This is a genomic window from Bacillus sp. SIMBA_008, from assembly GCF_046535495.1.
GTDB lineage: Bacteria > Bacillota > Bacilli > Bacillales > Bacillaceae > Bacillus > Bacillus subtilis.
Map to the genome: position 1 here is coordinate 137378 of NZ_JAWRWL010000006.1, position 22587 is coordinate 159964.

The 22587-nt window shown below is 46.7% G+C and carries 17 protein-coding genes and 1 pseudogene; 13 read left to right on the top strand and 5 right to left on the bottom strand.

Annotated features, from left to right (window positions below):
* Positions 1-47: 47 nt before the first annotated feature.
* Positions 48-220, top strand: a pseudogene (locus SB658_RS18740) (hypothetical protein); the annotation flags it as partial.
* Here SB658_RS18740 and yetL read toward each other — a convergent pair.
* The gene (gene yetL, locus SB658_RS18745) at positions 210-713 is read right to left on the bottom strand and encodes a transcriptional regulator YetL (protein WP_128737645.1); all 504 of its coding nucleotides are present in this window, start codon (positions 711-713) and stop codon (positions 210-212) included. The pseudogene SB658_RS18740 and the gene yetL sit on opposite strands and share 11 nt — an antisense overlap.
* A 162-nt stretch (positions 714-875) precedes the next feature.
* On the opposite strand from yetL, the gene SB658_RS18750 reads away from it, so the two are divergent.
* Positions 876-1985: an FAD-dependent oxidoreductase gene (locus SB658_RS18750; protein ID WP_125121404.1), complete on the top strand. Its 1110-nt coding sequence runs from the start codon at positions 876-878 to the stop codon at positions 1983-1985.
* A gap of 35 nt (positions 1986-2020) precedes the next feature.
* Here SB658_RS18750 and SB658_RS18755 read toward each other — a convergent pair whose 3' ends face one another.
* Positions 2021-3091, bottom strand: a complete 1071-nt coding sequence (locus SB658_RS18755) for a DUF3900 domain-containing protein (protein ID WP_029726663.1) — start codon at positions 3089-3091, stop codon at positions 2021-2023.
* Between the two features lie 149 nt (positions 3092-3240).
* Here SB658_RS18755 and cypD point away from each other — a divergent pair, with 149 nt between their 5' ends.
* From cypD to SB658_RS18790, 7 genes are all read left to right on the top strand, one after another.
* Complete coding sequence (cypD, locus tag SB658_RS18760) at positions 3241-6426, top strand: bifunctional P-450/NADPH--P450 reductase (RefSeq protein ID WP_410602086.1); 3186 nt, start codon at positions 3241-3243, stop codon at positions 6424-6426.
* 446 nt (positions 6427-6872) lie between these two features.
* A complete protein-coding gene (gene ltaS1, locus SB658_RS18765) occupies positions 6873-8792 on the top strand; it encodes a lipoteichoic acid synthase LtaS1 (RefSeq protein WP_031315513.1) in 1920 nt (639 codons plus the stop codon).
* Positions 8793-9029: 237 nt separating this feature from the next.
* A complete protein-coding gene (locus SB658_RS18770) occupies positions 9030-9794 on the top strand; it encodes a glucose-1-phosphate cytidylyltransferase (RefSeq protein ID WP_041851194.1) in 765 nt (254 codons plus the stop codon).
* A 6-nt stretch (positions 9795-9800) separates the two neighbouring features.
* Complete coding sequence (locus SB658_RS18775; protein ID WP_003233783.1) at positions 9801-10769, top strand: GDP-mannose 4,6-dehydratase; 969 nt, start codon at positions 9801-9803, stop codon at positions 10767-10769.
* 23 nt (positions 10770-10792) lie between these two features.
* Positions 10793-11704, top strand: coding sequence for a putative nucleotide-diphospho-sugar transferase (locus SB658_RS18780; protein WP_017695588.1), 912 nt, complete (start codon positions 10793-10795; stop codon positions 11702-11704).
* Between the two features lie 28 nt (positions 11705-11732).
* Positions 11733-12911 carry a glycosyltransferase family 2 protein gene (locus SB658_RS18785; RefSeq protein WP_003233779.1) on the top strand — a complete coding sequence of 393 codons (1179 nt, stop codon included), beginning with the start codon at positions 11733-11735 and terminating at the stop codon, positions 12909-12911.
* A complete protein-coding gene (locus SB658_RS18790; RefSeq protein ID WP_015482937.1) occupies positions 12912-13847 on the top strand; it encodes a putative nucleotide-diphospho-sugar transferase in 936 nt (311 codons plus the stop codon). It begins immediately after the preceding gene.
* A gap of 29 nt (positions 13848-13876) precedes the next feature.
* Here the strand turns inward: SB658_RS18790 and SB658_RS18795 are convergent, their stop codons facing one another.
* The 3 genes from SB658_RS18795 to bcaP all read right to left on the bottom strand — a co-directional run bounded on the left by SB658_RS18795 (position 13877) and on the right by bcaP (position 17402).
* Complete coding sequence (locus tag SB658_RS18795) at positions 13877-15106, bottom strand: MFS transporter (RefSeq protein ID WP_003233775.1); 1230 nt, start codon at positions 15104-15106, stop codon at positions 13877-13879.
* A 111-nt stretch (positions 15107-15217) separates the two neighbouring features.
* Entirely contained in the window at positions 15218-15925 is a 708-nt protein-coding gene (locus tag SB658_RS18800; RefSeq protein ID WP_032677442.1) for a YjjG family noncanonical pyrimidine nucleotidase, read from the bottom strand.
* A 91-nt stretch (positions 15926-16016) separates the two neighbouring features.
* On the bottom strand, positions 16017-17402 hold the full coding sequence (gene bcaP, locus SB658_RS18805) for a branched-chain amino acid transporter BcaP (protein WP_003233771.1): 1386 nt from the start codon (positions 17400-17402) through the stop codon (positions 16017-16019).
* A gap of 249 nt (positions 17403-17651) precedes the next feature.
* Here bcaP and yfmT point away from each other — a divergent pair, with 249 nt between their 5' ends.
* The 4 genes from yfmT (at position 17652) to SB658_RS18825 (ending at position 22575) form a co-directional block, all read left to right on the top strand.
* Positions 17652-19109: a benzaldehyde dehydrogenase gene (gene yfmT, locus SB658_RS18810; RefSeq protein WP_019712579.1), complete on the top strand. Its 1458-nt coding sequence runs from the start codon at positions 17652-17654 to the stop codon at positions 19107-19109.
* A 469-nt stretch (positions 19110-19578) separates the two neighbouring features.
* The gene (locus tag SB658_RS18815; RefSeq protein ID WP_369888597.1) at positions 19579-19983 is read left to right on the top strand and encodes a methyl-accepting chemotaxis protein; all 405 of its coding nucleotides are present in this window, start codon (positions 19579-19581) and stop codon (positions 19981-19983) included.
* A 133-nt stretch (positions 19984-20116) separates the two neighbouring features.
* Positions 20117-22006, top strand: a complete 1890-nt coding sequence (locus SB658_RS18820; protein ID WP_003233765.1) for an ABC-F family ATP-binding cassette domain-containing protein — start codon at positions 20117-20119, stop codon at positions 22004-22006.
* Positions 22007-22128: 122 nt separating this feature from the next.
* Complete coding sequence (locus tag SB658_RS18825; protein ID WP_003243426.1) at positions 22129-22575, top strand: YfmQ family protein; 447 nt, start codon at positions 22129-22131, stop codon at positions 22573-22575.
* The last annotated feature ends 12 nt before the right edge of the window (positions 22576-22587 follow it).

Here is a 22587-nt window from a genome sequence, read left to right on the forward strand (position 1 = left end):
TTTGGATAGGCGCTTTTTGCTATACATAAAAAGGCAGGTGGAGTCGTGCGTCTGTCATGTTGTCAGGCGTGCTATTGAAGGAGCCGTTTGAGCTTGTGCACATTGCATGTGTCATCGGCGGCATATTTGTGACGGCTATAAAGAAAAAACAGCCAATGCGTATCCAGCTGCAGAAAGACGCTGTAGCCTGTCCAGATCGGACGGGTTTTTTAGTCTTTAAACACGCTCAGCCTTTCAAAAAGATCACCAAGCATCTTCACGAACATGTCTTTTTCCTCGACGCTGTAGTTTTCCATAACCGCGGAGATTTTGCTGAAATGGCCGGGCAGAAATTCCTCAAGGCGTGCTTTGCCTTCCGTTGTCAATTCAATGCTGATTTTTCGTTTATCCTCTGTGTGATGCCTGCGGCTGACAAAACCGTCCCTCGCCAGCCCGTCCAGCAGGCCTGTAATTGTTGCTTTCGTGACATTTGACCGCTTGGCAAGCTCTGTCGGACTTAACCTATGATCCTTGGCATCAAAGAGCAGCATCAGGATTTTGAATTTTCCTTCTGACAGCCCTCGGCCAGCAAAGTAATGCTCCATCACATGATTCATTTTTTTTGAAATATCAAAAAGAGATAAAAACAATTCAAGAGAGCCGGCGTCAATATTGGCATACGTTTCGGCGTGCTCTGTTATATGCTTATATTTCGGTAAATGTTTTAATTCCATCGCAAGTAGCTCCCGTACATTCGTTGTGACACGATTATAAAGGAGGGAAAACCATAACGCAACTTGGCTTGGAGATGATTGACAGATTTTCTTGGGACATAGTAAGGTAATATAGTTAGGTGCCTAACTAATACATATAGAGCTGAAAAGGTGGTTATTGATATGAAACATATGTTAATTGCAGGAGGCGGCATCGGCGGCTTGTCAGCGGCCATTTCTCTCCGTAAGGCAGGGTTTTCCGTCACCTTATGTGAAGCGGCTTCAGAAAACCGAAAAACAGGTGCGGGGATTCTTCAGCCGCAAAACGCACTGGCGGTGTTGAAAGAACTGGGCGTATTCGAAGAGTGCTGTAAGCACGGCTTTCAAACAGAATGGTTTAAAACGTTTGATGAACAGGGGAATTTGCTGTTTCAAGTCAGTGAATCCTTTTTAGACGATTCACTTCCGGGACGCAATAATATCCTGCGCAAAACGTTAAATGACATTCTCATGAAGCATGCCGAGGCAGTGGGTGTAGACATCAAGTGGGGGAAAAAGGTTGTCGCTTATGAAGAAACAGCTGAATCGGTCACTGCCGTATGTGAAGATGGGGAAAAGATGCAGGCTGACATTCTGGCGGGCTTTGACGGCATTCACTCCGTTGTTCGCGATATAATGCTGCAAAAGGAGACGGAAAAAGAGCATCTCGGCATGGGAGCGTGGCGCTTTTATATCGAACTTCCTGATTACACATTCGAGGACGCAACATTCATGTATAGAAGCGGAGACACACAAATCGGGGTGGTGCCATTGGCAGAACACGCTGGCTATGTCTTCGTCCTCCAGCCTTGCACGAGCGATTACTGGGATGAGGAAGATACCCGGTTTGATAGAGTAAAAGAGATTCTTTCTGGTTTTCGGGGGCTGGATTTTGTCACAAAGCACATGTCAAAACAGCATCCTGTCATCTTTAACAAACTGGAGCAGGTCGCCGTGCAGGAGCCATGGCATAAAGGCCGCGTTGTCATCGGAGGAGACGCTGCCCACGCCGGCGCGCCGACCCTGGCGCAAGGAGCGGCAATGGCGATCGAGGATGCCATCGTCCTCGCCGAAGAACTCCAAAACCACGCCGACCACGAAACAGCATTACAGGCGTACTACAAAAGAAGAGCCCCACGAGCGCTCAAAGTCCAGAACCTATCATCGGAAATCGTCCGCCGCGGGCTGAAAGGAGAGCCGGGAGCGGAAGAACTGATTGGGGAGTGCTATGCGGTGTTGAGGGAAGGGTATTAAATAGGAAAAGTCCAGAAAGTGATTTCTGGACTTTTTTATTCTTGCTCTGTTTTATTCCTTATCCGCTCAATCACCTCATGCAGCCCCTCAGGCTTATAAAACTCCACCGGTGAACTGCCTTTCTCAAACGAAATCGTCTCGGCTTCAATCAGCGCGACATAGCGCCCGTTTACTTTTGCGAGATGAATAGAATCGCCAAAATCCGCTAGCAATCCCTTAATCTCTGTTTCTCCGACTTTCATTTTCAGCTGGGCCTCTGGCGTGTGCTCGATGATTTGGGCGGAGGCTTCGATGACTTGATGGGTGTCGAGGCGCTCTTGGATTTCCCGTTTTTCGCTTGCTTCCCAAATCTCAATGTCGTGCTCGAACTGCTTGAGTTCTTCGCTGTTGTCTTCAAATGTCTCGTAGACGTGCTCTTGTACCATGTTCATGACCTGATTTTTCATGATTTCTGGCATTGATTCTCCGTACTCGACGAATTTCAGAAAGTCCTCAAAATAGCGGGCGTGTGAGGCCTGGTGGATTTTCAGTTCACCTTCCTCGACCATTCCTTCCTCTGGCATGTACGGGTATTGGATGCTTTTCATGTTTTTTGTCGTGATCGCCATTTCGACTTTTTTAATGAGAGAAGACGCGTCAGAGATGCGGGCGACCTTCGGCTCAAAATCACATTTCATAATAAAGACAAATGACTCGTCAAAGTATTTTCTCGGTACGGCCGAAGCGACGAGAAACACGCCGCCGCGAACCGCGCTTGTGTCAAGGTACGTGCGGACGAACTGCTCGCTCAGCTCATTGAAGTCTTCTTTTGTTTCCGCCAGACGCGCGCGGTTGAACATGTTGTAGTTTGGGTTAGAATCGAGCTCGTGGCCGGGCTCGACGATAAAATGGCCGATTTTCGTCGGGACCTGCTCGGACTGCGGATGGCGGTCTGCTTTCCGTTTGACGATTTTTTTCAGTTCCCCGTCGAGAAAGTCCTTCAGCTCGCTTTCTTCAAATTCGCCCGTATCAAGGGTCTGGAAGTGCTTGAACTGCTTGTTCGCCTGCTCATCTTTGCCTTCCACCTGTATGACATAAAAGGATAAAAACCGAATTTCAAAATCCATATATAAACTCACCTTATTCGCGTATTGTACAGCTTCTCAAGTATAGAAAAAACAGCGATCATGCGTCAATTGGGAGAACGGAATAATCATGACCATGAAAGGGAAATGTAGTCAAATAGAAGGCATCTCATACGGAAAGGAATGGTTCGATGAAGGAAACAAGCCCGATTCCTCAACCGAAGACGTTTGGGCCGCTCGGCAATTTGCCTTTAATCGATAAAGACAAGCCGACGCTTTCGCTGATCAAACTGGCGGAAGAACAGGGCCCGATTTTTCAAATCCATACACCCGCGGGCACGACCATTGTAGTGTCCGGCCACGAATTGGTGAAAGAGGTTTGTGATGAAGAACGGTTTGATAAAAGCATTGAAGGCGCCTTGGAAAAGGTTCGCGCATTTTCCGGTGACGGATTGTTTACGAGCTGGACGCATGAGCCTAACTGGAGAAAAGCGCACAACATTTTGATGCCGACGTTCAGCCAGCGGGCCATGAAGGACTATCATGAGAAAATGGTCGATATCGCTGTTCAGCTCATTCAAAAATGGGCAAGGCTCAACCCGAATGAAGCAGTCGATGTCCCGGGAGATATGACCCGGCTGACGCTCGACACCATTGGGCTATGCGGGTTTAACTACCGCTTTAACAGTTACTACAGAGAAACGCCCCACCCGTTTATCAACAGCATGGTGCGGGCGCTTGATGAAGCGATGCATCAAATGCAGCGGCTTGATGTTCAAGATAAGCTTATGGTCAGAACAAAGCGGCAATTCCACCATGATATTCAAACGATGTTTTCGTTAGTCGACAGCATTATTGCAGAGCGCAGATCGAATGGAGACCAGGATGAAAAAGATTTGCTCGCCCGCATGCTGAATGTGGAAGATCCGGAAACGGGTGAAAAGCTCGACGACGAAAATATCCGCTTTCAAATTATTACGTTTTTGATTGCCGGCCATGAAACAACGAGTGGCCTGCTTTCCTTTGCGACTTATTTTTTATTGAAGCATCCTGACAAACTGAAAAAGGCGTATGAAGAGGTCGATCGGGTGCTGACAGATGCAGCGCCGACCTATAAACAAGTGCTGGAGCTTACATACATACGGATGATTTTAAATGAATCACTGCGCTTATGGCCGACAGCTCCGGCTTTCAGCCTTTATCCAAAAGAAGACACAGTCATTGGCGGGAAATTTCCGATCACGACGAATGACAGAATTTCTGTGCTGATTCCGCAGCTTCATCGTGATCGAGACGCTTGGGGAAAGGACGCAGAAGAATTCCGGCCGGAACGGTTTGAGCATCAGGACCAAGTGCCTCATCATGCGTACAAACCATTCGGAAATGGACAACGGGCCTGTATCGGCATGCAGTTTGCCCTTCATGAAGCCACACTTGTGTTAGGCATGATTCTAAAATATTTCACATTGATTGATCATGAGAATTATGAGCTTGATATCAAACAAACCTTAACACTTAAGCCGGGCGATTTTCACATCAGGGTTCAAAGCCGTAATCAGGATGCCATTCATGCAGACGTCCAGGCAGCTGAAAAAGCCGCGTCTGATGAGCAAAAGGAGAAAACGGAAGCAAAGGGCGCATCAGTCATCGGTCTTAACAACCGCCCGCTTCTCGTGCTATACGGCTCAGATACCGGCACCGCAGAAGGCGTCGCCCGGGAGCTTGCGGATACTGCCAGTCTTCACGGCGTAAGGACAGAGACAGCACCTCTGAACGACCGGATTGGAAAGCTGCCGAAAGAGGGAGCGGTTGTCATTGTGACCTCGTCTTATAATGGAAAACCGCCAAGCAATGCCGGACAATTCGTGCAGTGGCTTCAAGAAATCAAACCGGGTGAGCTTGAGGGCGTCCATTACGCGGTATTTGGCTGCGGCGACCACAACTGGGCGAGCACGTATCAATACGTGCCGAGATTCATTGATGAGCAGCTTGCGGAGAAAGGCGCGACTCGGTTTTCTGCGCGCGGAGAAGGTGATGTCAGCGGTGATTTTGAAGGGCAGCTTGACGAGTGGAAAAAAAGCATGTGGGCGGACGCCATTAAGGCATTCGGACTGGAGCTGAATGAAAACGCCGATAAGGAACGAAGCACGCTAAGCCTTCAGTTTGTCAGAGGGCTGGGCGAGTCTCCGCTGGCTAGATCGTACGAAGCCTCTCACGCATCCATTGCTGAAAATCGTGAACTCCAGTCCGCAGACAGCGATCGAAGCACCCGCCATATCGAAATCGCATTGCCGCCGGATGTTGAATATCAAGAGGGCGACCATCTTGGCGTATTGCCAAAAAACAGCCAAACCAATGTCAGCCGGATTCTCCACAGATTCGGTCTGAAGGAAACCGACCAAGTGACATTGTCGGCAAGCGGCCGCAGTGCGGGGCATCTGCCATTGGGCCGTCCTGTCAGCCTGCATGATCTTCTCAGCTACAGCGTCGAGGTGCAGGAAGCAGCCACAAGAGCGCAAATACGTGAACTGGCGGCATTTACAGTGTGTCCGCCGCATAGGCGCGAATTAGAAGAACTGTCAGCAGAGGGTGTTTATCAGGAGCAAATATTGAAAAAACGAATTTCCATGCTGGATCTGCTTGAAAAGTACGAAGCGTGCGACATGCCGTTTGAACGATTTTTAGAGCTTTTACGTCCGTTAAAACCGAGATATTATTCAATTTCAAGCTCTCCAAGAGTGAATCCGCGGCTAGCATCGATCACAGTCGGCGTCGTGCGCGGCCCTGCGTGGAGCGGCCGTGGCGAATACAGGGGCGTGGCTTCAAATGATTTAGCTGAGCGCCAAGCCGGTGATGATCTCGTGATGTTTGTACGCACACCAGAATCTCGGTTTCAGCTTCCAGAAGACCCTGAAACGCCAATCATTATGGTCGGACCTGGCACGGGAGTCGCGCCATTTCGCGGTTTCCTTCAAGCCCGCGAAGTTTTAAAGCGGGAGGGGAAAACGCTCGGTGAAGCTCATCTCTATTTTGGATGCAGAAACGATCGTGATTTTATATACCGCGATGAGCTTGAGCAGTTTGAAAAAGACGGAATTGTCACTGTCCACACAGCCTTTTCCCGCAAAGAAGGCATGCCGAAAACGTATGTCCAGCATGTCATGGCTGACCATACAGAAACGTTAATATCGATCCTTGACCACGGAGGCAGGCTTTATGTATGTGGTGACGGCAGCAAAATGGCCCCGGATGTGGAGGCGGCACTGCAAAAGGCGTATCAGTCTGTTCATGGCACCGGGGAGCAAGAAGCGCAAAACTGGCTGAGACATCTGCAGGATACCGGTATGTACGCTAAGGATGTCTGGGCAGGGATATAGATAAAGAAGACTGGAGACATCCAGTCTTTTTTGCCCTTTAGAAAAAATAGTGATCGCGCTAAACATTGATGCATACAATAACTTCAGTCCGCCGGAAGGGCGGGCTGTCTGCAAAACCTATTTTTCGTTTTTGCTAGTTTATGTTATTCTTATACTCGGTATCTATTTCTTTTTTCAAAGGCACACATGACAAAAGAAATCCTTTTTTTATTTCCGAGAAAAAAATGTGAAACGAAATGAAGGTTTCTTTCGTCCAGTGATTGGTTTCCAAATGGTTGTAATAAAAATGATATGGTGCGAAACATAAATATTCCGGCTTGCCGCGGTGTATTTCTTGTTGTGTGATGCCTTGATTTTGTTTGGAAAGAAGGAATTGGAAGGCAGGATATAAAGAGCAGGTAAATATGAATGAAGAACTTAAAGTGTTTAAGAAAGTAGAGGTTGCCATGAAGAAACTTTTTTCTTACAAACTTAGCTTTTTTGTGCTGGCTGTTATACTGTTTTGGGCAAAAACGTATTTATCCTACAAGACTGAGTTTAATCTTGGGGTAAAAGGCACAACTCAGGAGATCCTCCTGATATTTAACCCATTCTCAAGCGCCGTCTTCTTTTTAGGACTGGCTTTGCTGGCGAAAGGGCGTAAATCAGCCATTATTATGCTGATTATCGATTTCTTGATGACATTTGTGTTATATGCAAATATTTTATTCTATCGTTTCTTTGACGATTTCTTGACGTTCCCGAACATTAAACAGTCCGGAAACGTTGGAAACATGGGAGACGGGATTTTCAGTATCATGGCCGGTCATGATATTTTCTATTTCTTAGATATTATCATTTTGATTGCGGTATTGATCTGGAGACCTGAATTAAAAGAATACAAAATGAAAAAACGCTTTGCGTCTTTAGTGATCCTTTCTGGGATCGCACTGTTTTTCATCAACCTGCACTATGCGGAAAAAGACCGTCCGCAGCTGCTGACAAGAACGTTTGACCGCAATTATATCGTGAAGTATTTAGGTCTTTACAACTACACCATTTATGACGGTGTGCAGACGGCTCAAACAGAAACGCAACGGGCCTATGCAAGCAGCGATGATTTAACAAGCGTCGAGAATTACACGACGTCTCATTATGCGAAACCAAACGCCGAGTACTTCGGCTCTGCCAAAGGCAAAAATATCATTAAAATTCACCTCGAAAGCTTCCAGTCATTCCTGATTGACTACAAGCTAAACGGTGAAGAGGTGACGCCTTTCTTAAATAAACTTGCGCACGGCGGGGAAGATGTGACGTATTTTGATAACTTCTTCCATCAGACAGGCCAGGGAAAAACATCTGATGCCGAGCTGACAATGGATAACTCGATCTTCGGTCTTCCTGAAGGCTCCGCGTTTGTGACGAAAGGCGAAAACACTTACCAATCGCTTCCTGCGATTTTAGACCAGAAGGAAGGCTATACAAGCGCCGTCCTGCATGGTGATTACAAATCGTTCTGGAACCGTGACCAGATTTACAAACATATCGGATATGACAAGTTCTTCGACGCAAGCACGTATGATATGTCAGATGAAAATGTGATTAACATGGGACTTAAGGATAAGCCGTTCTTTACAGAATCGATTCCAAAGCTTGAGTCTCTTAAACAGCCGTTTTACGCGCATTTGATTACTTTGACAAACCATTATCCGTTTAACCTGGATGAAAAAGACGCGTCTCTTAAAAAAGCGACAACTGGCGATAACACAGTTGACAGCTACTTCCAGACAGCGCGTTACCTTGACGAAGCGCTTGAGCAATTCTTCAAGGAGCTGAAGGAAGCCGGCCTGTATGACAACTCAGTCATCATGATTTACGGTGACCATAACGGTATTTCTGAAAACCATAACCGAGCGATGAAAGAGATTCTTGGAAAAGAGATCACAGATTATCAAAACGCACAGAACCAGCGTGTGCCGCTGATGATCCGCGTTCCTGGCAAAAAAGGCGGAGTGAACCATACGTATGGCGGCGAAATTGACGTCATGCCGACACTTCTGCACTTAGAAGGAATTGATTCTCAGAAATACATCAACTTTGGTACTGACTTATTCTCTAAAGACCACGACGATACAGTGGCATTCAGAAACGGAGACTTCGTAACGCCGAAGTACACATCAGTCGACAATGTCATTTATGATACGAAGACTGGTGAAAAACTGAAAGCGAATGAAGAAACGAAGAATCTGAAAACAAGAGTGAACCAGCAGCTGAGCCTTTCAGACAGTGTCCTGTACAAAGACTTGCTGAGGTTCCATAAACTAAATGATTTCAAAGCCGTTGATCCGTCAGACTATCATTACGGCAAGGAGAAAGAAATCAAATAAGATGAAAAAGAGCCTTGAGCGGGCGCATTGCCTTCGCTCAAGGCTCTTTTTTTTGGTTATACAACCAACTTGAAAAAATAGATTCCATTTGGTCACCAAGGCTGGCTTTCTCTCATATCATTACAGTAGATTTTGAAACCGGTATTGAAATCGGACAAATTATCGGGGAAATGCCTTGATAGATTGTGAAGATGTACCAGGTTTCGAACTCAATATTCATAGAGATGAGGGGTAGAGATGAAAGCGGTCATTCTCTGCGGCGGAAAAGGAACGAGAATGAGTGAAGTCACGAATGACATTCCTAAACCGCTCGCCATGATAGGCGGCAAACCGATTCTATGGCATATTATGAAAATTTATCAGTACTACGGAGTAAACGAGTTTATTCTGCTGTTGGGCTATAAAGGAGAAAAAATCAAGGAATACTTTCTCGACTATGAATGGAAGCACAACAGCCTGACACTCGACAGCTCTACGGGAGAGGTACAGATCCTGGGGCAGCCTGAAACGTGGAAAATTACGTTTTTGGAGACTGGGGAAGATACGCTGACAGCCGGAAGAATCTTGCAGGCGAAAGACTATATCGGTGATGAAACATTTCTGCTCACCTATGGGGACGGGCTGGCCAATATCAATCTTTTCCATCTCATCAGCTATCATCAGACAAAAGGTGTTGCCGCGACTGTCACCGGCATTGACAAAGTCTCGCAGTTTGGCACCTTGACGGTTGAGGACGGCATGGCGAAAACATTTTCTGAGAAGACATCAAGTGACGGAATCATCAACGGCGGATTCTTCGTTCTCAGTCCAAAGGTTTTCGAGTATTTGCCGAAGGACGGGAACGCGATGTTCGAAGATGAACCGCTGAAGAACCTTGCCAAAGACGGGGAGCTTGCTGTGTACCGCCATTATGGATTTTGGACGGCCATCGATACGTATAAAAATCTCTTAGAAGTCAACAAAATGTGGAATCAAGGACAACAAGTATGGAAGGTATGGTGAATCGATTTGAGTTTCTGGAAAAATAAAAACGTATTTGTCACGGGATGCACAGGTCTTTTAGGAAGCTATTTGGTGAAAGAGCTGATCGATCAGGGCGCAAATGTTACGGGGCTTGTCAGGGATCATGTGCCTCAATCCAATCTTTATCAGGGAGAACATATCAAGAAAATGAATATCGTGCGGGGCTCTCTTGAGGACTTGGCTGTGATTGAACGCGCGCTTGGCGAGTATGAGATCGACACTGTCTTTCATCTCGCTGCACAAGCGATTGTCGGCGTAGCAAACCGCAACCCGATTTCTACCTTTGAAGCGAATATCCTCGGTACCTGGAATATTCTCGAAGCCTGCCGCAAGCATCCGTTAATTAAGCGGGTCATTGTCGCTTCAAGTGATAAAGCTTACGGCGATCAAGAAAACCTTCCATACGATGAAAACATGCCGCTGCAAGGCAAGCACCCGTACGACGTCTCAAAAAGCTGCGCAGATCTGATCAGCCACACCTATTTTCACACGTACGGGCTTCCGGTCTGCATTACGCGCTGCGGAAACTTATACGGCGGCGGAGATTTGAACTTCAATCGCATCATTCCTCAGACGATTCAGCTTGTGCTGAACGGGGAAGCGCCGGAAATCCGAAGCGACGGCACATTTGTACGGGACTACTTCTATATTGAAGACGCCGTTCAGGCTTATCTTCTTCTTGCAGAAAAAATGGAAGAAAACAATCTTGCCGGAGAGGCCTTTAACTTCAGCAATGAGATCCAGCTGACCGTACTTGAACTGGTAGAGAAAATATTAAAGAAAATGAACAGTAATCTGAAACCTAAGGTGCTGAATCAGGGAAGCAATGAAATCAAACATCAATATTTATCCGCGGAAAAAGCAAGAAAGCTACTGAATTGGACACCGGCCTACACTATTGATGAGGGACTTGAAAAAACGATTGAGTGGTATACGGAATTCTTCAAAAAGTAATGTGAAACGAGGTGAACAAGACTGTGACCAGCGCGTATTGCACCGTTTTATCAAAAGGAAGATTATATCAGGCAGTCGCTTTGTTTAAGTCGTTAGAGCAAGTTGATCAAGACAGTCCCATTTTTATACTTTGCATGGATGAAGATACGCACCGCGTGTTACAGAAGCTGAAGATGAAGCAGCTGAACCTTGTGCCGGTGGCCGCTCTTGAAAATGAATTGCTACTGAAGTTGAAGGAAACTAGAGATCAAAGTGAGTATTGCTGGACGATGAAGCCGATCTTTCTGCAAGCTGTGCTGAACAGCAATCCTGAGCTGGAGCGTGTGACGTATATTGACGGGGATCTCTTTTTCTATGCAGATCCATCGCCGATTTTTGAAAACCAGCCGGACTGCTCGGTGCTGCTTTCACGGGGGGATATTGTAATCCCTTCTTTTGAGAAAGAGCAGATTGACATGCTGCAGCGTCTTTTAGGCAGATATAATTCCGGGTTTATCAGCTTCAAGCATGATGATGCAGGCACGGATTGCTTGGAGTGGTGGAAGGAACGCTGTCTTGAGGAATGCAAAAATGCACCGGGTGAAGGGAAATTCGGTGATCAGGGCTATTTGGATTATATGTCTGAGCTGTTTCCGAATGTGTGTGACATTACAACACCCGGCGTGAACATTGGGCATTGGAATTATGGGCAGCATACGTTTTCCTGGAAAGATGGCCGGATCGTGCTGGAGGATGGCAGTCCGCTGATCTTTTATCATTTCAGCGGATACCGAATCGTCAGCATCAATGAAATCAAACAGATTCATGAAACAACCCGCACAGATCTGCCGTTTGTGCATGAACTGTATCAAGAGACACTGCCGCATATCATTCAGCACATGAAAACGTTAGACCCTGAATTTAACGGTTTTGCTTCAAAAGATGACAACAAATAAATGAGTAAATACAGGAAGTGAAAATGAAGTGAAAGCAAGCGTTATTATTCCTGCATATAATTCGAAGGAGCGTCTTTACAACAGCCTTCTGTCATTAAACCAGCAGGAGTGCGATGAAGAATTCGAAGTCATTGTAGCGGACAATGGCTCTGAGGACGGGACGCTCTCGATGCTTGAGTCATTTCAAGCTGATTTTCCGCTGATCTTTACACGGATTAAAGAAAACAGGGGCATTGCGTACGGACGAAATCAGGCGCTTCGCAATGCCAGAGGAGACATCCTGATTTTCCATGACAGCGATATGCTTGCGGCAAAGGACCTTGTGGCAAAACATATTAAAGCCCATGAGAACGAAGAGAATCTCGTCGTGTGCGGGTTGTTTTGGAAACGGATCTACAGTTTTTATTATGAACGGTTTGAAGAAGAACATAAGGAACAGCTCGCAAAGCTCACAGGTGAAATGCCGAAGAAAGACAAACAAAAGCTGCTGGAGGAAGCGGACATCAAAAACGGAAGCTTTCTTGATAAAAGCTTTGACCTCGATACTGACTTTATAGACGTGCTCAAGAAGATTTTAGATGAGTACGGCGATGACTTGAAAGGCTATCATATGCCATGGCGCTTTTTTATCACGAATAATTCCTCTGTGAAACGCAAGCATGTGGTTGACCTCGGTTTATTTGACGAAGGCATTGTGCGGTACGGGTTTGAGGATTATGACCTCGGGATCAGGCTTCATCAGGCCGGATTGACCTTCAGGCTTCGTCGCGATATTGTCAGTGTTCATCAGGAACATCCAAGCAATTGTAAGTCTGTAGACGATATTCGGGCAAACATTGCCTATATGTGCGATAAATACAATAACATCCGCTCCTTAGACGTTCATCTCGCATTTAATGGGCCGTTCCCGCCTGACATGACGAACAGAATCATGGCTGATATTCAAAAGCTGCTGGAATCACAGAAATATGATATGCTGCTGAATCTGTTTCTTGAGCTTCTGCATGTTGTTAAAGAGCGCAACATTGATCCGGATTGGAGAAAGAAATCCCCAAGGGTGACGGCGAAAAGCTTTGATTTACAAACTGTCCGCAAGCTTCTGCCGAAAGCGAAGAAAAAGCTAGGCGTGAACGATTTTGCCAACGCACTGTATGCGCTTGTCAACGATTTGCTGCACGTGGATCTTAGATCATTGGATGTGGTATAAGTGAGTACATTTCATTTTTCAACGATAGTGTCAAGGACACATATCTTTAAGCTCATGCCTATGATTCATTCTCTCCATGAGCATTGCGATGATTTTCATTTATATGTGCTGTGTGTCGACCAGAAAGCGTATGAATTGCTTCAGCATGTTCCATGGGAGCATGTAACCTTTGTGCAGCTGCATGAAATGGAAGACCCGGAGCTGCTGAAAGCGAAAAGCAACAGAACGTTTCATGAATATTGCTGGACGTTAAAGCCCGCCTTTTTGTTTCATGTGATGAGCAAGTGGGATGACGCTGAATACTTTGCCCATATGGATACGGATCTATTTTTCTTTTCTGATCCGGCACGTATTTTTGCAGAAAACCCAACGGCGTCTCTGTATTTGACTGATCATCGTAATTCGCCGCGCTTCATGTCCTACTACGACCGAACCGGACGCTTTAATACAGGCTTTGTCGGTGCCGGTAATACAAAGGAAGCATATGAAGCGGTGTGGCAGTGGAGACAGGACTGTATTGAATTTTGCACGGTCGAAATGGATACGGAACGAAAGACATATGGTGATCAAAGGTATGTGGAGAAATGGCCGGCGCAGTTTAAAGGTGTTCATGTTGTCAAATCAATAGGAGCCAATACAGCGCTTTGGAATATCGAAAACTATAAGGTCGGGCAAAAGGACGGCCGCGTGTATATAGATGAAACGCCGCTGATTTTCTATCATTTCTCAGGGTTTACACTGGTGACAGAAAAAGAGTTTAATCTTTGCTGGTACTACCGGATTGAAGACGAAGCGACAATTGAGATGATTTATATGCCGTATATATTAAATCTGAAAAGATGGATTGATGAAATACAGTCGGCGTTTCCGGACTTTGCGGATGGCTTTATCCCGAAGCACGCAGTGCCTGACACTCATTTTATCCAACTGGATTAAAAAAACCCTGCCGCCTGGCAGGGGTTTTTTCAGCTATGCCATTCTCTCAGCTTCTGGTCACTCGGCAATAGGAAGGCAAGGATGCCGAGAACAGGGAGAAAGGCAATGGCGATCATCGTCGGGGTCAGTCCCGCGGCGTCAATCAGAGCGCCCAGCGCCACAGCGCCGATTGCGCCCATCCCGAAGGCAAGCCCGACGGTTAAACCGGACATTGTGCCGATTTTTCCAGGAACTAGCTCCTGTGCGTAGACGACCGTTACAGAAAAGCTCGACATCAGAACCAAGCCAATCAATGCGAGCACGCCATAGGCGAGAACCGGGCCGGCAAATGGCAGCACAATCGCCAGCGGCGCCGAGCATAACAGCGAACCGAGGATAACGAAGCGTTTTCCAAAACGGTCTGCAAGCGGGCCACCGAGAAACGTGCCGATCGCGCCGAACAGCAAGAAGACAAAAATATAGCTTTGTGCCTGCTGAATGCTTACGTGATAGGTATCCATCGCGTAAAACGTGTAAAAGTTACCGATCGCACTCGTATACCAAGAACGAGCAAAAATGAGAAATATAATAATAATAAGAGCAGATACAACAGATTTGGTGATGGCCGTGTTTTCAGCCGTTTTCTTTTGTTTGCCTGATTTCTGGGCAAGGCTGCCGAGACGTGAGGCGTACCATTTCGCAATATACATGAGAAACATAACAGCAAGCGCGGCGACGAGCGTGAACCAAACAGCGCCGAATTGCCCGAGCGGCACAAGGATCAGCGCGGTGATCAGCGGCGCCATCGCCTGGCCTGAGTTTCCGCCCACCTGATAAATCGACTGGGCGAGCCCGCGTTTTGTGCCGGCGGCCATATACGCCACACGGGAGCCCTCCGGATGGAAAATGGCCGAGCCTAATCCAATGAAAAACACACAGCATAAGATCGTTGCGAATGACGGGGCAAATGCAAGGCCCAAAATGCCAAGCATGCTGGCGGTCAAACCGACTGGCAGCGCATACGGCCGCGGCCGTTTATCGGTATACCAGCCGACAACAGGCTGCATGACGGATGACACCATGTTTAATGTGAAAGCGATGATGCCGAGCTGTGTAAACGTCAGGCTCATGGAGCGTTCCAAAATAGGGAACATGGCCGGAATCACAGCTTGAAGCGAATCGTTGAGCATATGGCAGATTCCGATAATAATCAAAATCGGATACACCGTGGTGCCTGGTTTTTGAACTGTTTTTTCTTTTAACGGGGCGGCGATAGCCAATTGAGTCTCCTCCTTACATATATAACCAAAGCATACCACCATATTATTCATAAGGTGAAGAATTTATCAAGAGGAAAAAAGACTCTTATGAAAGAAACGCCGTCAGCCTGATTAGCAGCTGACGGTATTTTCGATATTCAAAATGTGATATAGCTCTTCAAGCTTACGAATCTCATAGGTTGGTATGATCTCTGGCACATTCGGCTTCATGTCAGGGTTCATCCAGCAAGTATCAAGCCCGGCGAGCTGTCCGCCTTTGATATCAGCAGTTAGTGAATCCCCGATGATTAATGTGTGCTCTGCTGAAAATTGAGGAATCCGTTCAAACACGTAATCGAAATATTCCTTCATCGGCTTTTGGAAGCCTGTGTCTTCAGAAACGAAAATGTCCTTGAAGAATGGAAATAATCCTGAATCACGGAGACGCTTATATTGTGTGTTAGACACACCGTTTGTCACGATGTACAAATCAAACTGTTGCTGCAGATTTGAGATGAGATCAAATGCACCGTCAATAAGCTGATGTCCTTCTTCAAGAAAGCGGCGGTATTTTTGCTCAAGCAAGGCGCCGTCCGCCTCGTAACCGTACTCCTTGAGCAAAGCGGAGAAACGTGTGTTTACGACTTCATCCCGTGTCATCTTACCTTCTTCAAAGACTCTCCAGAGACCTTGATTGATGGTTTTATACTGCGCCTTCATGTCATTTGTTAAAGGAATATTCTGATCTTCAAACAGCAAACGCAGGGCTAAAGCTTCTGCCGCTTGAAAATCAAGGATGGTATCATCTACATCAAATAATAAAGTGCGGTATCGCTTCATCTGTGTGTCTCCCTTTCTCATATGTATTCAAAGTATAGCACATAAAAAAAGGAAAAAGCCGGCGGGTGAGGCACCGCCGGCTGAAAAGAGATTATTTGTTTAATAAGCTGTGTTTTCTCGAATATAGGAAGTAAACCAGCGTTCCGACAGCGATCCAGATGACAAATGAAAGCCATGTGACGCCGGGAAGGCTGTACATGAACCAAAGGCAGATGCCTGCGCTGATAATCGGCACAACCGGAACGAATGGCACTCTGAAGGACGCTTTGATTTCAGGATGTTTCTTTCTTAACACAATGACAGCAATGGAAATGACCGTAAACGCGGCAAGTGTTCCCATGTTCACCAGATGGGCCAGCGTTCCGAGGTTAATAAAGCCGGCGATTCCCGCTGCAACGATCCCTGTCAGCCATGTGTTGCGGAACGGGGTTTTAAATGACGGATGAACCTTTGCGAACAATCCAGGCAGAAGGCCGTCTCTGCTCATGGCAAATGTCAAGCGGACCTGTGCGTACAGCAAAGCGAGCATCACCGTCGTAATCCCGATAATCGCACCGACAGAAATAATTCCGGCAACAGCGTCCTGTCCGACGAATTTCAGCGCAAAAGATACAGGATCTCCGACATTCAATTTGGCATAAGGCATCATGCCTGTCAGCACAAGCGATACCGCGATGTACAGAACCGTGCAGACGGCTAGAGCTGAAATAATGCCGACGGGCATGTTTTTTTGCGGATTTTTCACTTCCTCTGATGCGTTTGAAACCGCGTCAAACCCAAGGTACGCGAAGAATACAGTGGCAGCGCTAAGTATGACGCCTTTCATCCCGAATGGCATAAAAGGAGACCAGTTGTCCGGTTTCACATAGCCGATGCCGACAATAATGAACAATAAAATGATCGCGATTTTCATCAGTACAATAACGTTGTTAAAGCGTGTGCTTTCCTTGACGCCTCTGCTGACAATCGCAGTGATGAGGAGAATGATCACCGCAGCCGGAAGGTTAAATACGGCGCCCGCCGTGCTTCCCGGCGCTCCTGTCAGTGCAGCCGGAATATGAAGATTGAAGCCGGCAAGCAGTGATTGAAAGTATGAAGACCAGCCGGTGGCAACCGCCGACAGTGCAATGACATATTCAAGCATGAGATCCCATCCGATCAAAAAGGCGAGCAGCTCTCCAAGTGTCACGTATGAGTAGGAGTACACGCTTCCCGAAATCGGAATGGAAGACGAAAACTCAGCATAACAGAAAGCAGCCAGCGCACAGGCGAGCCCCGCTAAAATAAACGATATGATGAGGGCGGGACCTGCACCGGTCGCTGCCACTGTTCCTGTAATGACAAAAATCCCTGTACCGATGACACAACCGATACCGAGCAAGGTTAAATCAAATGCGCTTAACGTACGGGCAAGGCTTTTTGACTTGCTCTGCGCACTCAATGTTTCAAGCGGTTTTTTTCTAAATAATGAACTCATCAAAAGTTCCTCCTAGAAATATTCAAAATATTCTAATCATTATATGCAGTTCTTGTTGTATTATATTGTCGAAATTTGACGCAGTCAATAAAATATTTTTCTGCTTTAAATGATAGAAGCGAAACAGCGTTGTCGTATCATAGGATAGTAATTTTTACTAATCGTATATTCAATTTTATGCAAGATGAACCGATAGAAAAAATAGATTCGCCCATATTTTGATTTGCGGTTATAAAGGAGATGCTGACCATGTTTCAATATGAAGAGTTGAATAAACAGTTTATCGGCGGGAAATGGCAGGAGGGCAGCAGCCCAAATGTATTGGAAAACAAAAATCCTTATACTCAAAAAACATTCACAACATTCCGTAAAGCGACTGCTGACGATGTAGATGAAGCGTACAGGGCAGCGGCGCTGGCGAAGAAAAAATGGGATGCGGTCAATCCGTTCGAGAAAAGGACCATTTTAGAAAAAGCCGTCACGTATATCGAAGAGAACGAAGAAGCCATCATTTATTTGATTATGGAAGAGCTTGGCGGAACAAGGCTCAAAGCAGCTTTTGAAATCGGTCTTGTCAAAAACATCATAAAAGAAGCGGCAACGTTCCCTGTCCGCATGGAAGGCAAAATTCTTCCGTCCACAATAGATGGCAAGGAAAACAGATTATATCGCGTGCCGGCAGGTGTTGTCGGTGTCATCAGTCCGTTTAACTTCCCATTCTTTTTATCTATGAAATCAGTGGCGCCTGCACTCGGAGCCGGCAATGGCGTTGTGCTAAAGCCGCATGAGGAAACGCCGATTTGCGGCGGAACGCTGATTGCGAAAATTTTTGAGAACGCGGGAATTCCAGCGGGGCTGCTGAATGTTGTTGTCACAGACATTGCTGAAATCGGCGACAGCTTCGTTGAGCATCCAGTGCCGCGGATCATCTCATTTACCGGTTCTACGAAAGTCGGCAGCTACATCGGACAGCTTGCGATGAAGCATTTTAAAAAGCCGCTTCTTGAGCTTGGCGGGAACAGTGCCTTCATCGTACTTGAGGATGCAGATATAGAATATGCGGTCAATGCGGCGGTGTTCAGCCGATTTACACATCAAGGACAGATTTGCATGTCAGCCAACCGCGTGCTTGTTCATTCTTCTATTTATGACAAGTTCCTTGAGCTGTACCAGGCAAAAGTGGAATCGCTGAAAGTCGGCGACCCAATGGATCCTGATACGATTATCGGGCCATTAATCAACAGCAGACAGACGGACGGGCTGATGAAGACTGTAGAGCAAGCAATTGAAGAAGGCGCTGTACCAGTGAAGCTTGGCGGATTTAACGGGACGATCGTGGAACCGACGATCTTAAAAGACGTCAAACCGTTCATGAGCATTGCCAAGGAAGAGCTGTTCGGACCAGTCGTCTCCTTTATGAAGTTTGATTCAGAAGACGAGGCGGTGGATATCGCAAACGAAACCCCGTTTGGCTTGAGCGGTGCCGTACATACGTCAAATCTTGAGCGCGGCGTGGCTTTTGCGAAACGCATTGAAACGGGCATGATTCACGTCAATGACACGACCATCAATGATGAACCGAATGTAGCCTTCGGCGGTGAAAAGCAATCAGGTCTCGGCCGTTTAAACGGTGAGTGGAGCCTCGAAGAATTTACAACGCTGAAATGGATCTCGGTCCAGCACGAAAAACGCAGCTTCCCTTATTAATGAAAAGGAGTGAATGGAATTGACCATAAATACGGAAAAAGAAACCGCAGATATTCTGGACGCATTTATCAAAGTAGCCCCTTATTTAAACAGCCTGGTTCAGGATGATATTACAATCGGCATTTATGATACGGAAAAACTGCTCGTGAATATACCGGCCAAAACCTTTTCGCTGAACGTAAAAGCCGGCGATCCGCTGCAGGAAGGGGATATCATCACAGATGCCATCCGAAGCAATCAGAAGAAGACGAGCATGGTTCCGAAAGAATTGTTCGGCTTCCCATTGATCGCGCGTGCCATCCCGCTGCACGACGAGAATGGAAGAGTCATTGGAGGCGTCGGCCTCGGAACGAGCCTTGAGGAGTCGTCAAAGCTGCATGATGTCGCGGAAAGCTTATCAGCTGTCGTTGAACAAACAGCCGCGGCTATTTCTGACATTTCTGAATCAATTAACGGGTTTTCAACTCAAATGTCGGGCATTTCCTCTCAGGCGAAAAAAGTAAGCGAAAGCGCCGGTGAAATCGCCGATATTTCAGTAACTGTTAAAGGCATCTCTGACCAAAGCAATCTGCTCGGCTTGAACGCCGCGATCGAAGCGGCAAGAGCAGGGGAGTCCGGAAAAGGCTTCTCTGTCGTCGCAGATGAGATCAGAAAGCTAGCAACGCATTCAAAAGAAAATGTCGGCCAAATTGACCAGATTACGAAAAAAATCCACAGCCTGCTGAAAGGGCTGGAGGAATCCATTGAGTCGATTAACCAGCATACAGACGGACAAGCCGCTGCTGTTGAACAAATTTCCGCCACAATGCAGGAGATTTCAGGAAGCGCACAGCATCTTGCAAAAATGGCCGAAAAAGCGCTTGAGGAAGAGTAAGAGACCGGGGACAAATGTCCCCGGTCTTTTTCTATCCTGCATTTCCATGAAATTCGTCTGACGTTTTACTAGTTTTATTCCAGCGGCTGATTTAAAATGTACACATGAACTTACGTGAGGATTGATAGGAACCATGAGCATATTAAAAGCGGAAAATCTTTATAAAACATACGGAGATAAAACATTATTTGACCATATCTCCTTTCATATTGAAGAGAATGAGAGAATCGGATTAATCGGGCCGAACGGAACAGGAAAATCAACGCTGCTGAAAGTGATTGCCGGCTTGGAATCTACCGAAGAAGGAGAAATCACGAAATCCGGAAGCGTGCAGGTCGAATTTCTTCATCAAGACCCGGAGCTGCCTGCGGGGCAAACAGTGCTGGAACATATCTATTCCGGTGAATCGGCTGTGATGAAAACCTTGCGTGAATATGAAAAAGCGCTGTATGAACTGGGGAAAGATCCCGAAAATGAACAGCGCCAGAAACACCTGCTGGCAGCACAAGCGAAAATGGACGCAAACAATGCATGGGATGCAAACACCTTGGCAAAAACCGTATTGTCTAAGCTGGGCGTCAAAGACGTAACAAAACCGGTCAATGAGCTCTCAGGCGGCCAGAAAAAACGGGTAGCCATTGCCAAAAACTTAATTCAGCCCGCTGATCTGCTCATTTTGGACGAGCCGACAAACCATTTGGATAATGAAACGATTGAGTGGCTTGAAGGGTATTTAAGCCAATATCCCGGCGCCGTCATGCTGGTGACGCACGATAGATATTTCTTAAACCGTGTCACCAACCGCATTTATGAGCTTGAAAGAGGCAGCCTCTACACGTACAAAGGCAACTATGAAGTGTTTTTAGAAAAACGCGCGGAACGGGAAGCGCAGGCTGAGCAAAAGGAAACGAAGCGGCAAAACCTGCTGCGCCGCGAGCTGGCCTGGCTCAGACGAGGAGCGAAAGCCCGCTCAACAAAACAAAAGGCGAGAATTGACCGGGTAGAGACGCTTAAAGAGCAGAAAGGCCCTCAGTCATCAGGTTCACTCGATTTTGCCATTGGCTCGCACCGTCTCGGAAAACAGGTTATTGAAGCGGAGAACGTCATGATCGCTTATGACGGCCGCATGCTCGTCGACCGTTTTAATGAACTTGTCATACCAGGTGAACGGATCGGGATCATCGGGCCGAACGGCATCGGGAAAACAACGCTGTTAAATGCCCTTGCCGGCCGTCATACGCCGGACGGAGGCGATATTACGATCGGACAGACGGTCAGAATCGGCTACTATACTCAGGATCATAGTGAAATGAACGGTGAGTTAAAGGTCATTGACTATATAAAAGAAACGGCGGAGGTCGTAAAAACGGCAGATGGCGATATGATTACAGCTGAACAAATGCTCGAGCGTTTCCTCTTCCCGCGTTCGATGCAGCAGACGTATATCCGCAAGCTGTCCGGCGGGGAAAAACGCCGTTTATACTTGCTTCAGGTTCTCATGCAGGAGCCGAATGTCCTGTTTCTCGATGAGCCGACAAATGATTTGGATACTGAAACATTAAGCGTTCTTGAGGATTATATTGACCAGTTCCCTGGCATCGTCATCACCGTATCCCATGACCGCTATTTCCTTGACCGCGTCGTCGACCGTTTGATTGTATTTGAAGGAAATGGTGTCATTTCCCGCTTTCAAGGCTCCTACAGCGACTATATGGAGGAGTCAAAAGCGAAAAAAGCGGCCCCAAAACCGGCAGCTGAGGAAAAATCGGCTGAAGCCGAGCCGAAGAAAAAACGGAAAAAGCTTTCTTACAAAGACCAGCTGGAATGGGACTGCATCGAAGATAAAATTGCCCAGCTGGAAGAAAAGCATGAACAGCTCGAAGCTGACATCGCCGCAGCAGGCAGTGATTTTGGCAAAATCCAAGAGCTGATGGCCGAGCAGGCGAAAACTGCGGAAGAGCTTGAGGCTGCGATGGACCGCTGGACAGAATTGTCCCTCATGATTGAAGAACTGGAAAGCTAAAAAGCGTGGCCGCAGCAGGCCGCGCTTTTTTTCACATAATGGACAAAAACGAATCGGCCTGCTTATGTTAGGATAAAGTTGTGTGTCAGCGGCACATGGAAAACTAACGGAGATGATGAAGTATGACATGGGCGATCGTGATGTTAATTCTCATGAGTCTGGTGAAAATCGTATTAACCTGTCTTCCTACAGGCGTCATAGAATGGCTGCTCGGCAAATTTGAAGTGCACGCCAAGCTGAGTGACGAAAATGCGAGTCTCTCTCTAGATGGAAAACGCCTCGAGGGTGCAGAGAAGCAGAAAGTGATTGATCAATTTAACGAAGCTATCTTCCTGGAAAAATATTATATCTATCCAGGTGATGAAGAGCGTTATTTACATCCGGAAAACGGCGGCACGCCTCTGGTGATAGATACAAAAAAAGGAAAAAAAGACGTGAAGCTGTTCGTGTACCGCTACGACGACCATATCGACGTCGTGAAACAGTACAAGAAGAAAGTGATCGCGTATCGAGTGCTTTCTGAAAGCCTTCAAAAAGAGTCTCTGTCAGTGGCGGGAAGTTTAGCTTAAACAGGAAAGTGA